Here is a 13,949-nt window from a genome sequence, read left to right as displayed (position 1 = left end):
TAGAAGTGCTGTGGGAAAGGGAACGCTAACGGTTGTAAAAGATCTGGGATTGAAAACACCTTACGAAAGCTCCGTTCCTCTCATATCAGGGGAAATAGCAGAAGACATAGCTTACTACCTTTTAAAATCTGAGCAGATACCTTCAGCAGTCTCATTAGGTGTCCTTATCGGAAAAGACGGAAAAGTCAAAGCAGCTGGCGGATTTTTGGTTCAACCACTGCCAGGGGCAAAAGAAGAAAACATCGCAAAGATAGAAGAAACTGTTAAAAACCTTCCCCCGGTAACCGAAATGCTAACATCCGGTAAAAGACCTGAAGACATCATAGAGGAGGTATTAAAAGGATTTAGAGTAAAAGTTTTAGCCCTGAAAGAGCTCTCATTCAGGTGCAGATGTTCAAAAGAAACAGCCATGCAAAGTTTAATGATGTTACCCATTGAAGAACTTGAACAGCTCATAAAAGAGGGAGGAGCAAAGATAACCTGCAACTTCTGTTCCACCGTTTACTACTTTACTCCCGAAGAGATAAAAAATGTTATAAAATTAAAAGAGACAGGTGACAACTAAACTGGATAGAGGGCTTTATGAAAACCATTGCTTTTCTCACTCTGGATATACCTTCTCTACCGAAAGCCGACTTCCCAATTAATGTTGAATTTGAAGGAGAAAAAGTAGTTGTTCCAGCAACTAAAATTCTCCGTTTCATTGATACCTCAAAAGGATTGAAACTTATAGACACACAAAACAAGGTTCAAGTTTACGACATAAAATCTATAAATGGCAACATTTTAAATGTAGAAAAAGTTACAGTTTTTGAAAATAGAAGGAAATCGATAAGACTCCCCTTTATAGGTAGATACAAAGGCTTTTTTGTATCTTCAATAAACGATGTTCCTGACATCTATAAGCTTAGAGATATTTCTTTTGAGGCAATTGCCGTTGAAACGGTAGGCGATTCAGTTCCTGCATTTCCCGAAAACAAAGAGATAAACGGCAGGCTATACTTTCCCGCAATGGGTGTGAAATCTCCTGTCCTACCCTTCTACATTATAAGAGCAACAGAGAAACTTGCCGTATTTGGATTTGAAGGAAAGACAGAATTCGCAAAAGAGCTTATGCTAAACCTCACGATAGAACTCAAACACCTTCTCAAAAACGCAAAAATTACCTGAAAAGAAAAACGGAGGTCAAATGATAGCACGTTACTCACTTCCAGAAATGAGCTCTGTCTGGGATTTACAGAACAAATACAGAACATGGCTAAAGGTTGAGATCGCCGCAACGAAAGCATGGGTTGAACTTGGCAAAGTTCCTGAAGAAGCACTTAAAACAATTGAAGAAAAGACAAAAGAGTACATAGAAGGCAAAAAAGAATTTGATATCAACAGGATAAATGAGATTGAATCTATAACAAACCACGACGTTATAGCATTTTTAACCTACATAAAAGAAATAGTCGGTGATGCTGCCAAGTATTTACACTTTGGCATGACATCCTCAGACATGCTTGACACCGCATTTGCAATCCAAATAAAAGAGGCTGGCGAAATACTCCTAAAGGACATAGATAGAATCCTTGAAGCAATAAAAAGAAGAGCTCTTGAGCACAAATACACCGTAATGATAGGAAGAACTCACGGCATACACGCAGAACCTATAACGTTTGGTCTCAAATTAGCTATCTGGTACGAAGAGATGAAAAGAAACAGAGAAAGGCTTGAAGCAGCCGTAAAAAGAGCTGCTGTCGGGAAAATTTCTGGTGCTGTTGGAACCTATGCCAACATAGATCCAAGAGTTGAAGAGATAGCCTGCAGAGAGCTCGGCATAGGTCATGCAAAAGTTTCAAACCAGGTAGTCCAAAGAGACAGACACGCTGAATTCTTAAACACATTAGGTCTCATTGCAAGCTCTATAGAACAGTTTGCAACAGAGATAAGGCATCTTCAAAGAACAGAAGTAAGAGAAGTGGAAGAACCGTTCAGAAAAGGCCAAAAAGGCTCTTCTGCAATGCCTCACAAGAGGAATCCTATCCTTTCTGAAAGGCTGTGTGGATTGGCACGCGTCGTGAGAAGTGCTTCTATCGTAGGTATGGAAAATATAGCCCTCTGGCACGAAAGGGACATAAGCCATTCTTCAACAGAAAGAACAAGTTTTGTGGATGCCTGCATAGCTTTAGACTACATGCTCCAGAAATTTGAATGGCTTATATCAAACTTAACAGTCTATCCCGAAAACATGATGAAAAACCTAAATCTTCTCAAAGGACTTGTCTTTTCTCAGAGAGTTCTGCTTACATTGATAGAGAAAGGCGGTCTAACAAGGGAAGAAGCCTATGCAATTGTTCAGGAAAATGCGATGAAAGTATGGGCCGAAGGTGCTGAATTTAAAGAGTTATTGAAAAATGATGAAAGAGTTAAAAAGGTTCTAACAGATGAGGAGATAGAGGACATTTTTGACCTTTCATACCACACAAAGCACGTTGATTACATCTTTAACAGAGTCTTTGGATAAAAAAGGGTGGCTTGCGCCGCCCTTACATCAAGCACCAAGAATAGACTGAATCCTCTCTATGGCATCCTCAACTTCAAGATTTAAAAGTCCAACATTTGCATCAGACTTAACCACACAAACAAGAATAGCCCTTCTTCCGGCTTTCTTAGTAAGAATATTCTGGGAAGAACATCTTATAAGTGCATCTTCAAAATCACCAGCTTCAACAACCTTCGAAAGCCTATCAGACGTACCAACAACAGCAGCCGCCATAGCTGCAAGCTTTTCAGCACTCAAACCTCCCTTAACCATCGTTGAAACGACAACCTGTCCGTCAGGCGTTGCAACGAGGGTACCGAGTATATCTGAACCAAGTGAATCGGCAAGAGATGACAAAACCTCTTCTAATAACTCTCTTTTGCTTGCCATAATTTACCTCCTTTATTTTCCTTCACCCTGATAAAGTTTTTTAAGTGCTTCTCTTACAATTCCTCTTGTAACATCTTTACCGGCAAGCTCTTCCATATAGGATATAAGCATTGGAGAAGGTGCCGAAAGGAAAGTTTTCTCCTTTGGCTCAAAACATGAAGCCATACCGTCAAGACTACCTATAACTGCCTCTACATCAGAAATGTTCTCAAGGAAATCCATAGCAGCAAAAGAAACTTTCTGCACTTTCTTGTCAAATAGCATTGACTTTAAAGATTTTTTTAGAGCACCTGTACTTAAAAACTTTACAAGTCCCTCTATACCGTACTTTGCAATAATGCTTGAAACAGCCTGAAAAGCCTGTGCAAGCTGAAACTCAGTCATTGCCTTTGTTGTCTTCAAAACACTCTTTGAAATAGCATAATACTCAAGAGCACTAACTGCTGCTGAGGCTGTGGCAACAACTCCCATATCACCAACAGGAGATATAAGCTCTGCAGGAATTAAATAAGCCTCTTTTCCCGTATCCTCTGCTAACTTTTTAAGCTTCTCTATCTGTTCAGGTTTAACAATTTGCTCTTCCAAAAGCTCATTTGTAGCAATAAAATAATGAGTATGCTGGGGCGTTCCCGGAATAGCTGCTGGATGAAGAGTTGAAAAACCAATGTCTTCCCTATCTTCCATAAATAGAATATTTTTAACAGACGTTTCAAGAACAAGCACAGGCATTGTGCAGGTAGTCGCAATTACTGCATCTTTTCCAAGATAAGGAATAATTTTTTCAGCAATCTTCACGGTAAGACCACTTCTAAAAGGCGTGAAGAGAACAGCAACATCAGCATCTTTTGCTGCTTCAACATCATCGCCTGTAAGCTTTATACCTGCATCGATAAGCTTTTGTTTAAAGGATGAATCAATAGTTTCAATACGGGGATCGGCAAGTGAAACTTCGTGTCCTGCCTGAGCAAATTCAAGTGCCATTCTGGAACCACCGTATGGCGGCTCACCACCAAGAGTTTCAGGAACCTTTAAAATTTCTCTGTAATAGGTCTGATTGCCAAAACCGTAAACCGCTACTTTCATAATGCCTCCCTCGGTTTTTATATGTTGCGCAATTTTATCATAGGATTAATTGAGAAATCAAAACAATTAGATATGTTTAAACATTATTAGAGAAAAGAGATTTAAATATGAAATAGACCCAGAATCTCTTTAAATCCTGAAATTGGATTTTCTTTATACAATCCTATGGCTTTTTTTATGATGTTTCTATCTATACCGAGGAAGGCGAGCCTTTCAGGCTTCCTGATAATGTGAAATCCAAGAAATTGGAGAAGGTTTCTTGGACTATCTGTGAATCGGGCACTTTCAAAATCTATGAATCTAACTCCCCTATCCGTCAAAATTATATGTTTTTCACCTTTTAACTCAGAATGGCTTACTCCTGCCCTGTCAAGGATAAAGCACTTCTCCAAAATCTCTCTTATAACATTCACTAATTTTTCTTTAGAGAAAAATCTTTCAAAAGAGAACGGGAAACCGTCCACGTATTCCATGATTATCATGTCTTCATCGTAATAGTAAACAACAGGAGCAACAGACTTAGCTTCAAGGTACTCAAGAATTCTTGCCTCTTTTAAGAGAAATTGTTCTTTACCGGCATCACTCCTTGCAAACTTTATCGCTACTTTAACAGGAATGGTAAATGGATCAGAAGGTTTTATGAAACCGGAAAAAACGGTTCCTCTATACCCTTTGGCAACAAAATCATTAAGCTCAACTTCAAGATTCTCAAGTGTTTCCAATCTTCTAAGAATAACACTTTCCCGACCGGCAGGATAATCAATCAATGACAACGATTGTAAATTCAGGGATTTCATACCGCTCCCTTAACATTTTCTTGACAAGCGCCTTATAAGTTATTTTATAAATTTTTTCATCCCAATAAAACCTGTATCTCTCTAATTTAGCAGCAGCTTCCTTTAATATCTCTTCTTTTTCTGGAAGATATTTAATAAAAAAAGCAAAAAAATCGTCCTCAAAACCTTCTAATGCCTCTTCTATCAAGTCGCCATCAAGTTCTGATATATCTTTTAATTTTTCAAGTATTAAAACATTATCAACTGGAAGAGATAAAAGAATCCCCTGAAGAATATCATAAAGATACTGCAACCGCTCTGCAGCCGAAAGCGGTGATTTATACAATTTATTTATCTTTTCTCTCTCTTTTTTCTTTTGAATTTTAAAAAGATTTTCTATTTTTTTACCAAGTTCCCTGAGCGTTTTTGGAGAATCCCCCTCCATTTCCGTAACACACTTCATAATAAATGTCTCTGGAATGGCCAAATAGTACCATCTCTTTATAATTTTCAAATCGTCATTTCCTCTAAAATACAGGTTAGGAAATGTTTCAGCAATATACTTAATTATTTCCTGTGCGTACTCGTTAAAGTTTCTATCCATTCACAAAACTCCAGATACAGTTTTCTATTTTTTTCCATTAGATTCTCAGCATTTTTAAATTTAATGTACTTGCCGTAAAATCTCTTTTCCGTTTCTGCCTCCCTCAAAAGTGAAAAAACAGTGTAAAAGTCCTTACCCATCTCATCAGACAGCTTTTTAAGCACCCTGTAAACATTTCCTATCTTCTCTCCCAAAAAGAGCTGATAGGTATAAGCTATAAATTCAGAATCCACAATACCACCTTTTCCATATTTAATGAAACTTTTCTTCCCAAGCTCTCTCTCAAGCCTCTCTCTCATCAACTTAATCTCTTTCCATGTATCGACGCACAGAGGAACAGAAAAGAGAAAGTCATCAACGGCAGAAACAACCTCTTCACGAAAAGGAACACCATCGGTAATAAGTCTGAAGCGCGTATAAGCAAGCCTTTCCCATACCCTTGCAGACTCGAAAAAATATTCTCTCATGTAGCGAATAGTAAAACCTATCTCTCCTTTTTCACCAAAAGGTCTCAACCTGGTATCAACCTCATAGCCAAACGCCCTCAACCTCTCAATAAAAGCAGGAATAGAACCGATTCCCTGTTCCTTATCCTTCTCATTTTGAAAAATGAAAAGCAGGTCAAGGTCAGAACCAACGTTCATCTCTTTGCTTCCAAACTTCCCCAGTGAAGCAACTGCAAAAAGCGGATTCATCTCTTCATAAATTTTAAGTAAAACAACGTCCGTTACATTTGTAAGCTCTTTATTGAAAGCCTCCATATCAGTTCTTCCAAGAAGCTTCCTTAATACAACCCTAACTTCTTCAAGATTCTTTGAAAGTCTATCGTTGTTTAACAGTTGAAATGTTTCCCTCACCGCATTTACAGTTCTGGGATTTTCTATACCTTCAGGATCAAAGAGATACTCCATTATCTCCGGCGTTTCAACAAACCGCTTTATGAAAAAGTCTTTAAGAGAAAGAAGCATAAGGAGAACCTTTAGCGTATTTATCTGCTTTAGGTAAGAAAGGAAATAGATCCTCCCCTCTTCCTTCTCAAGAAAAGATACAAGATTCTTCATGCACAGCTTTGAATCGGGCATCTCAAATATGAGATCTATAAAAGTATCACCCATTAAATCCAATTGATTCTGAGCTTCCGCAGATAGCAATTTTCCGTTAAAAAGGTAATCTATGAACCTTTTTATTTCTTCTGGCTCAAAGAACTCTTTACGTCTTAAGTCCTCAATAGTTAAAGATGAAAGCGTTTTCTTCTTTTCCGTCGGGAAAAACCTGTCAAAGAGATAGTGAACAGCATCCATAGTCTCTCTTAACTTAGAGACAAAAACTTCTCTGCTTGAAAAGCCCATCTTCAAGGCAAGTTCTTCTGCCTCTTCACTTTCTGGATGGAAAGTCTGAGTCTGTCGAAAGTGAGTTACCTGAATCATGTGTTCTGTCTGTCTCAAAAACTCATAGCTCTCTTTCAGTGTTTTATATTCAACTTCTGTAAGGAAACCCCAACGTCTCAACTTATCAAGGGCGATAAGTGTGTTTCGCGAACGAATGTTTTTATTTTTTCCACCGTAAATTATCTGAAAAGCCTGAACAATAAACTCTATCTCCCTAATGCCACCTTCGCCAAGTTTAACATCTATCTTGTTCAGTTTTTTAGACACTTTTGCTTTTATAAGCTCTTTAAGCCTTAAAACCTCTTCTATAAGAGTGAAATCAATGTACTTTCTGTAAACAAAAGGTGTTATCAATTTCTCAAACTCAACACCTGTCACCTTCAAATCACCAGCAGCAGGTCTTGATTTCAGAAGGGCAAACCGCTCCCAGGGTCTTGCCACAGCAGTGTAGTATTCTTCAAGGGCCTCTATGTCGTTACAGATAGGTCCCATTGTTCCGTTTGGACGAAGTCTTAAATCAATCTCAAAACATTTTCCATCTTTTGTGGTTTCCGTCACAAGCTTTGTAATGTATTCAGAAAGAAGAGAAAAATAATCGTGATTATCAAGCTTTCCATAGCTTCCGCCTGAAGTCTTACCGTATCTTGAAAGGTAAACGTATATAACGTCAAGATCGGAAGAGTAGTTAAGCTCAAAACCTGAAGCTTTCCCCATATCAACGATACAGAAGTCACTGTTTTCAGGCCTTCCATACCGCTTTTCCATCACACTTCTTGCAAATTCAAAAGCTGCCCCCATAATGGAATCGTGCAAGAGAGTGACATCTCTCGTTAAAAAGATAAGCGAATCCATCTTACAGATATCTCTCAAAACAATCCTGCCCATGTGAAGACGGTGGTGAAATCTTATGAGTCGTTTAAAGCCCGCTTCGTCCCCTTCTTTCCATCCGGAAACCACAAAATCCTCAGGTGAAAGCTTCTTTTTGTAGATATTTTTAAGCTCTGGAATAAACTCAGGATGGATAACGAAAAAATCACCCAAAAATTGAGAAAAAGAGAAAAGTTTTATAAGGTCTTCTAAAAATTCATCCTGCAAAAAATCGGGTAAGCCTTCAGGAAATCTTTCTCTAAGTTTATCAACAAGTATAAGGGCTCTCCTAACATTCGGAAGTTTCTCTTTACCTTCTTCAATAATATCAAGTGCCCTTTGCCAGCTTTCTGGATATTCGTTTCGGCACTTTTCAAGGAGATATCTCATTTTTCTTTCCTCTCAAAAGCACCGGGAATGCCCATCTCCTCCCTATACTTTGCAACAGTTCGTCTTGCTATCTTAATACCACGTTTACCAAGCATAGTCGCTATCTTGGAATCACTGAGAGGCTTCCTCTTATCTTCAGTTTCAATAATTTCCTTTATAGCTTCCTTTATAACATCAACGCTAGTACCTGAAACAGAACGCCTAAAGAAAACCTTAAACGGGTAAACTCCAAAAGGTGTTTCAACAAACTTGTCCTTTACAGCGCGACTTATGGTTGATTCATGAATGGAAAGCTTTTCCGCAATTTCCCTATAGGATAACGGCCTTATAGCAGATTCACCGCGTTTTAGGAAATCTATCTGATGAAAAAAAACAGCCTCACCTATGGCTTTAAGAGTAGCATTTCTTTGCTCAATAGCCTTTTTCAGGTTAAGCGCCCTCTGATACTTTTCAGTAAGATACCTTTTAAGCTTTTCCGTATCGGCAGAACGAAGGTACGAAGAATTTACTCTAAAACTAAAAGTTTTAGTTTTAAGAATCTTAACAATCGGTTTATCACCCTCAAGATAGACAATCAAATCAGGCGTAATCCTCACCGTTTCAGCTTCCATCCCGGGTTGTGGATCAAGATGCTTCAAGATATTGAGAAATTCATCTAATTCTTCTTCGGTCAATCCGGTCTTTTCAAGAAACCTCTTCCTGTTTTTTCTCAAAGTTTCCATATCTTCGATGGCCCTGATAAATTTATCGGCAACACCAAGCTCTTCAGCCTGAACCTTAAGACATTCAACTAAAGAAACAGCACCGCAACCGACAGGGTCAAAGTGCATAACTTTTTTCCTGACAGATTCAACCTTATCAACAGGAACAGAAAGGGAACGGGCTACCTCTTCAACAGGAATGGCTAAAAAACCCTTCCTATCAAGGTTATCAATAATAAAACGAGCTATCTCAAACTCATCCTTTTCAAACTCAAGATGCGCCTGTTTTAACAACCTATCACGAAGAGAAACTGGAGATGCCTTAATAGTCAGTGGATCAAAAACTTCCGAATCATCCTTTACAAAGATGTTACCCCCATCAACGACAAAATCCCAGACACTCTCAACATTTTCTTTCTGCTCCCTATGAGTTTCCTCTACCTCATCTTCAAGTTCTATAAGTGGATTGGCCTCTATCTCATCCTTAATAAGATTTTCAAGCTCAAGCACAGGAAGCTGCAAAAGTTCTATATTCTGAAGGAGTGCAGGAGTCAGTTTAAGCTCAAGAGCAAGCTGCTGCTGTAATCCAGGTTTTATTTCCATAACGAAAACTACCTCTGCAGTCGGAATTTGTGTTGTAAAATTATGGCTGACATATAGTAATATAAGCAGACGCTAACAGCAATTAATTCAATTATACCTAATAAGGAGTCCCTAAGTGAGCGAGAGAATCCTTAAAATCGGAAAGCAGGTACTAAAGGAGGAAGGCGACGCATTAATCAACCTGTCAGAAAGCATCGGAACTGAATTTGTTAAAGCCGTAAGTATCCTGCTGAAAACAGAAGGAAGAGTTGTCCTTACAGGAATGGGAAAATCGGGTCTTATATGTAAAAAAATAGCTGCAACGCTCTCAAGCACCGGAACTCCCTCGTTCTACCTCCATCCAGCAGATGCTGTCCATGGAGATCTTGGAATGTTAAAAGGAGATGACACAGTAATAGCCATCTCTAACAGTGGGGAGACTGCAGAACTTTTAAACATTATTCCTATAATAAAAAGCTTTGGAATACCCACAATAGCAATAACGAATAATCCTGTATCTTCCCTTGCAAAACTCTGTGATGTAAGTCTTTTCCTTAATGTAAAAAAGGAAGCGTGTCCATTAGGACTTGCCCCTATGACCACAACGACAGCAACGCTTGCTCTTGGTGACGCAATAGCTGCTGCTCTCATGGTAGAAAAGGGGTTTAAAAGCGAAGACTTTGCAAGGTTCCATCCAGGTGGCAAATTGGGAATCAGACTTTCCAGAATAAAAGATCTGATGAGGAAAGGCGAAGATGTTCCAATAGTTTCTCCCGAAACCACGATAAAAGACGCGATATATGAAATATCGTCAAAAAAGTTAGGTGCAACCTTGGTCGTTGAAAATGGGAAACTTGCAGGAATACTGACTGACGGTGATCTGAGACGGTTCTTTGAAAAGGGTGGCAACATCAGTTCCAAAGTAAAAGAGGCTATGACCGTTTCGCCAAAGACTATTGAAGAAAAGGCATTTGCCGAAAAAGCCATAGAAATAATGGAACGTTACAAGATTACAGTTCTTCCCGTCGTTGATGAATCTGGCAATTTAAAAGGCATCATTCACCTGCACGACATATTGGGTAGGAGGATTTAAGATGGACATTAAATTAATTATTCTTGACGTTGATGGCGTTCTTACCGACGGTTCCATATACTATGACAGCGAAGGGAGAGAGTACAAAAGATTCAACGTTAAAGACGGCTTCGCGATAAAGTATGCTCTCTCACAGGGAATTGAAATAGCGGTAATCACAGGAAGAACATCCTCAATGGTAGAAAAGCGGTGTAAGGAATTAGGAATAAAATACGTATTTCAAAACATCCAGGATAAAGAGAGTGTTTGTGACGAACTCGTTAACCGTTTTAACATTACCTACGATGAAGTAGCCTACATGGGCGATGATATTCCTGACTTACCCCTGATAAAAAAGTCCGGGTTTTCCGGAGCACCGATTGACGCGGTGAGAAAAGTCAAAAAAGAGGCCGACTTTGTAAGTGTATATCCAGGCGGGAAAGGAGCAGTGAGAGAATTCATAGAGCGGATAGTGGGTGAAATCGGGTGAGAGAAAAGCTATTCAGAATTGCCGTTTTTATAGGTATAGCAGGACTGCTTCCCCTGCTTCTTATAATGTTCCGCAGGGATGCTCCACCTCCAGAGGTTCATATAAAAAAGACAAAACAACAGATAATAAGGGACTTTGTATTCTCACAAGAAAAAAACAATCAGACTGAATGGAAGCTAAAAGCACATGAAGCAAAGTTCATAGACAACCACATAATCCTCATAAATCCAATACTTATCGTTAACACCAAAAATCCTGTTACCATAACAGCTAAAAAAGCCATATACTATAAGCAGGAAAACAGGGCAACCTTTGAAAAGGTTAAACTAAAAGGACAGGATTTTTACGCTGAAATTCCCAAAGGGAGATTTGACGGTAAACGGCAGATTTTCCACTCAAACTCAAACTGCCACGTTAAATTTTTAAACGGATACACAATAGAAGGGAAAAACTGCACCATCAACTTCAAAACGGGAAAGGTTATAATTAGCAAAACGGTAAAAACAGTTATAAAACCTTCGGAGGAGAAATGATAAAAAGACTTTTCCTTGCAGTTATCTTGGTTTTAACATTACTACCGCACAGCGGATTTGCAAGAAATACTGAACTTAAAAACCTTCCAATTGTCGTTGAAGCAAGGCAGCTAATCTACGATAAAAACAAACACACAGCAATATATATAGGCAGCGTAATTGTTCAACATGACAAAATAACAATTACCGGCGATAAGCTGATTATCCATTTTGATAGAACAGGAAAGGTAATAGAAAAAGTTGAAATGATAGGGAATGTCACATTAAAAAGTGAACAGGGAAATGGAAAATGTGACCGTTTAGAATACTTCCCCGCCCAGGAAAAGATAGTTCTTATAGGAAACGCAACATTAAAGAAAGGTAAAAACGTTATTATAGGTGACAGAATCGTCGCATTTAAAGACGGAAACGTCATAGTGGAAGGTATAAAGCAAAAAGTAAAAACGATTATATTCCCTGGAGAGACAGTAAATGCCACAGTTAAATAAAATTGACCTCAACGTTCTCTCAGCAGTTAACATAAAAAAAGTGTACGGAAAGCGAACCGTTGTAGAAGATGTATCGCTAAAGGTTGAAGAGGGCGAAGTTGTAGGTCTATTAGGGCCAAATGGCGCCGGCAAAACTACAACCTTTTACTGCATTATAGGTCTGGTGAAACCGGAAGGCGGAAGAGTCTTCATCGGCGAAGAAGAGATAACAAACGACCCAACATATATAAGGGCGAGAAAAGGGCTTTCCTACCTTCCACAGGATGCCTCAATATTCAGGAAACTAACCGTTGAAGAGAACCTGATAGCCGTTATGGAAATGCATAACTATCCTAAGAGAGAGATAGAAAAAAAGACAACCTTTCTACTTCAGGAGTTTGGAATAGAACACCTTCGAAAAAATCGAGCAGATACTCTTTCAGGCGGAGAACGTAGAAGACTTGAAATAGCAAGAGCTTTAACGATAAATCCCCGTTTCTTGCTTCTTGACGAACCGTTTGCAGGCGTTGACCCCATCGCAGTCGCCGATATTCAGAAGCTGATAAAAAGCCTGAAACATAGAGGTATTGGAATACTGATAACAGACCACAACGTTAGAGAAACACTTAAAATCATAGACAGAGCTTACATAATAAGTCACGGGAAAGTTTTAGCCGAAGGAACACCTGAAGAGATAGCTGCATCAGAAATTGTTAGAAAAGTCTATTTAGGTGAAGAATTCTCCCTGTGACATCCTCCTAACTAAAGTGGCAGGCTTCCTGCTTCACCGTGGGTTATTGCCCACTCCACAGGCGTTACTTCCCCGCAGTCCACGGGTAGGGTTTTAAGGAGTTTTCCTTCTCCTTTGAGTTTCTCTACCGCTATCTTGAGTATGTTCTTTGCAGAGTTAACGTCCCGGTCTATCTCTTTTCCGCAGAGAGGACATTTGTATGTCCTTTCTGATAGAGGGATTTTCTGCCTGTGTCCGCAAAAAGAACAAACTTGTGTGATAGGTTCGTATCTATCAACAAAGAACACGGGAATAAGAGTCGCAAGGCGTTTCAGCCTTGCAGTTATTCCTCCTATCCCCGTGTTTTGAACCTGTTTTCCAAAATATCCTTCGTGCCAGCCTTTTATTGAGTCGTTTTGAATTGCTATCAGGGAGAATTTCTTCAGGTGGCTTATGGCTTTGTTGAGGGCGTCTTTCCTCTTGTTCTGAATATATTCCCACTCTTTTTGAATTTTCAGCTTGGTTTTAAAGTAGTTCTTGCTTCCTTTTTGTTTTCTTGAGAGTGTTTTTTGTAGTTTTTTGAGTCTTTTTGTTTCTTCTGCATACCAGCTTATTTTTTCTCCGTTTGATAGGGTTATCTGGTGTTTTATTCCAAGGTCTATTCCAATAGGTTGTCTGGTTTGTTTCTTTTTGATTTCTTCTAATGCTTTTTCTTTTTGCAGGTAGCAGGTTAGGTAGAGGTAGTATCCTGATGGTTTTTTGACTAATTGAGCGTTTGCAGGTTCCGAATTTTCAGGTATCTGGTGGAGTCCTAAAACTCTGAACTTTTTCTTTATTCCCTGTATCTTTATAGAAAAACCACGGGCTAAAACCCCGCTTTTCAAAGCGGAGATACAGCCCGACACCCCGAAGGGGTGTTGACTTAGACTCAGCGGTAATATACCATAAGAGTATGATAGAAGCTAAACGCACTAAGGGTTGTGTCTATCACACAGCATACCATATAGTTTGGATACCAAAATACAGGAAGTCAATTTTGGTAGGAAGAACAGCAAAGAGATTAGAAGCCCTAATTCACGAGATAGCGAATAAGTATGGTTTTGAAATACTTGCACTTGAGATAATGCCCGACCACGTCCACCTTTTCGTCTCTGCACATCCGAAGTTTGCTCCTGCAACCCTTGTGAAGCTGTTCAAAGGAATAACAGCAAGGAAACTGTTTAAGGAGTTTCCAGAACTTAAGAAAAAGCTTTGGGGTGGACACCTTTGGACACCATCTTACTACGTTGGAACTGCTGGAAACGTATCTGCTGAAACGATTAGGAGATACATAGAAGAATGTCAAGGAA

The 13,949-nt window shown here is 39.1% G+C and carries 16 protein-coding genes; 9 read left to right on the top strand and 7 right to left on the bottom strand.

Annotated elements, in window-relative coordinates; translation table 11 throughout:
- The 3 genes from MV676_RS03400 to purB all read left to right on the top strand — a co-directional run.
- On the top strand, positions 1–565 hold a 565-nt coding region (locus tag MV676_RS03400), incomplete at its 5' end, for an Hsp33 family molecular chaperone HslO (RefSeq protein WP_297445322.1).
- Positions 566–582: 17 nt separating this feature from the next.
- A complete protein-coding gene (locus MV676_RS03395) occupies positions 583–1,170 on the top strand; it encodes a hypothetical protein (protein ID WP_022846879.1) in 588 nt (195 codons plus the stop codon).
- A 19-nt stretch (positions 1,171–1,189) separates the two neighbouring features.
- Positions 1,190–2,509 carry an adenylosuccinate lyase gene (gene purB, locus MV676_RS03390; RefSeq protein WP_022846880.1) on the top strand — a complete coding sequence of 440 codons (1,320 nt, stop codon included), beginning with the start codon at positions 1,190–1,192 and terminating at the stop codon, positions 2,507–2,509.
- A 27-nt stretch (positions 2,510–2,536) separates the two neighbouring features.
- Here the strand turns inward: purB and MV676_RS03385 are convergent, their stop codons facing one another.
- The 6 genes from MV676_RS03385 to rpoN form a co-directional block, all read right to left on the bottom strand.
- On the bottom strand, positions 2,537–2,917 hold the full coding sequence (locus tag MV676_RS03385; RefSeq protein ID WP_297445317.1) for a roadblock/LC7 domain-containing protein: 381 nt from the start codon (positions 2,915–2,917) through the stop codon (positions 2,537–2,539).
- A gap of 12 nt (positions 2,918–2,929) precedes the next feature.
- The gene (locus MV676_RS03380) at positions 2,930–4,000 is read right to left on the bottom strand and encodes a H(2)-dependent methylenetetrahydromethanopterin dehydrogenase-related protein (protein WP_297445314.1); all 1,071 of its coding nucleotides are present in this window, start codon (positions 3,998–4,000) and stop codon (positions 2,930–2,932) included.
- A gap of 101 nt (positions 4,001–4,101) precedes the next feature.
- Positions 4,102–4,797, bottom strand: a complete 696-nt coding sequence (locus MV676_RS03375; RefSeq protein WP_155883413.1) for a hypothetical protein — start codon at positions 4,795–4,797, stop codon at positions 4,102–4,104.
- Entirely contained in the window at positions 4,760–5,380 is a 621-nt protein-coding gene (locus tag MV676_RS03370) for a hypothetical protein (RefSeq protein WP_297445310.1), read from the bottom strand. Before MV676_RS03370 ends, MV676_RS03375 begins: the two co-directional genes overlap by 38 nt.
- Positions 5,344–8,025: a glutamate-ammonia-ligase adenylyltransferase gene (locus MV676_RS03365; protein WP_297445309.1), complete on the bottom strand. Its 2,682-nt coding sequence runs from the start codon at positions 8,023–8,025 to the stop codon at positions 5,344–5,346. Before MV676_RS03365 ends, MV676_RS03370 begins: the two co-directional genes overlap by 37 nt.
- Positions 8,022–9,329: an RNA polymerase factor sigma-54 gene (rpoN, locus tag MV676_RS03360; protein ID WP_297445306.1), complete on the bottom strand. Its 1,308-nt coding sequence runs from the start codon at positions 9,327–9,329 to the stop codon at positions 8,022–8,024. Before rpoN ends, MV676_RS03365 begins: the two co-directional genes overlap by 4 nt.
- 115 nt (positions 9,330–9,444) lie before the next feature.
- Here rpoN and MV676_RS03355 point away from each other — a divergent pair, with 115 nt between their 5' ends.
- From MV676_RS03355 to lptB, 5 genes are read left to right on the top strand one after another with little or no spacing between them, the layout of a single operon-like run.
- The gene (locus MV676_RS03355; protein WP_022846887.1) at positions 9,445–10,401 is read left to right on the top strand and encodes a KpsF/GutQ family sugar-phosphate isomerase; all 957 of its coding nucleotides are present in this window, start codon (positions 9,445–9,447) and stop codon (positions 10,399–10,401) included.
- Position 10,402: 1 nt separating this feature from the next.
- Complete coding sequence (locus MV676_RS03350; RefSeq protein WP_022846888.1) at positions 10,403–10,870, top strand: HAD-IIIA family hydrolase; 468 nt, start codon at positions 10,403–10,405, stop codon at positions 10,868–10,870.
- A complete protein-coding gene (locus tag MV676_RS03345; RefSeq protein ID WP_297445301.1) occupies positions 10,867–11,403 on the top strand; it encodes a hypothetical protein in 537 nt (178 codons plus the stop codon). Before MV676_RS03350 ends, MV676_RS03345 begins: the two co-directional genes overlap by 4 nt.
- The gene (lptA, locus tag MV676_RS03340; protein ID WP_297445299.1) at positions 11,400–11,891 is read left to right on the top strand and encodes a lipopolysaccharide transport periplasmic protein LptA; all 492 of its coding nucleotides are present in this window, start codon (positions 11,400–11,402) and stop codon (positions 11,889–11,891) included. Before MV676_RS03345 ends, lptA begins: the two co-directional genes overlap by 4 nt.
- Positions 11,875–12,621: an LPS export ABC transporter ATP-binding protein gene (gene lptB / locus MV676_RS03335; protein WP_297445295.1), complete on the top strand. Its 747-nt coding sequence runs from the start codon at positions 11,875–11,877 to the stop codon at positions 12,619–12,621. The genes lptA and lptB overlap by 17 nt, the downstream gene beginning before the upstream one ends.
- A gap of 11 nt (positions 12,622–12,632) precedes the next feature.
- Here lptB and MV676_RS03330 read toward each other — a convergent pair whose 3' ends face one another.
- Positions 12,633–13,484 (bottom strand): transposase, encoded by an 852-nt coding sequence (locus MV676_RS03330; protein WP_297445292.1) that lies wholly within the window; start codon positions 13,482–13,484, stop codon positions 12,633–12,635.
- Positions 13,485–13,555: 71 nt separating this feature from the next.
- Between MV676_RS03330 and tnpA the strand changes: the two genes are divergently transcribed.
- On the top strand, positions 13,556–13,949 hold a 394-nt coding region (gene tnpA / locus MV676_RS03325), incomplete at its 3' end, for an IS200/IS605 family transposase (RefSeq protein WP_297445289.1).

The organism is Desulfurobacterium sp., from assembly GCF_027028515.1.
Taxonomy (GTDB): domain Bacteria; phylum Aquificota; class Aquificia; order Desulfurobacteriales; family Desulfurobacteriaceae; genus Desulfurobacterium_A.
This window is presented reverse-complemented; position numbering and strand designations above follow the sequence as displayed.

Coding starts and splice junctions, on each gene's coding strand:
- MV676_RS03395 (WP_022846879.1), top strand. CDS start 583: ATGAAAACCATTGCTTTTCTCACTCTGGATATACCTTCTCTACCGAAA.
- purB (WP_022846880.1), top strand. CDS start 1,190: ATGATAGCACGTTACTCACTTCCAGAAATGAGCTCTGTCTGGGATTTA.
- MV676_RS03385 (WP_297445317.1), bottom strand. CDS start 2,917: ATGGCAAGCAAAAGAGAGTTATTAGAAGAGGTTTTGTCATCTCTTGCC.
- MV676_RS03380 (WP_297445314.1), bottom strand. CDS start 4,000: ATGAAAGTAGCGGTTTACGGTTTTGGCAATCAGACCTATTACAGAGAA.
- MV676_RS03375 (WP_155883413.1), bottom strand. CDS start 4,797: ATGAAATCCCTGAATTTACAATCGTTGTCATTGATTGATTATCCTGCC.
- MV676_RS03370 (WP_297445310.1), bottom strand. CDS start 5,380: ATGGATAGAAACTTTAACGAGTACGCACAGGAAATAATTAAGTATATT.
- MV676_RS03365 (WP_297445309.1), bottom strand. CDS start 8,025: ATGAGATATCTCCTTGAAAAGTGCCGAAACGAATATCCAGAAAGCTGG.
- rpoN (WP_297445306.1), bottom strand. CDS start 9,329: ATGGAAATAAAACCTGGATTACAGCAGCAGCTTGCTCTTGAGCTTAAA.
- MV676_RS03350 (WP_022846888.1), top strand. CDS start 10,403: ATGGACATTAAATTAATTATTCTTGACGTTGATGGCGTTCTTACCGAC.
- lptA (WP_297445299.1), top strand. CDS start 11,400: ATGATAAAAAGACTTTTCCTTGCAGTTATCTTGGTTTTAACATTACTA.
- lptB (WP_297445295.1), top strand. CDS start 11,875: ATGCCACAGTTAAATAAAATTGACCTCAACGTTCTCTCAGCAGTTAAC.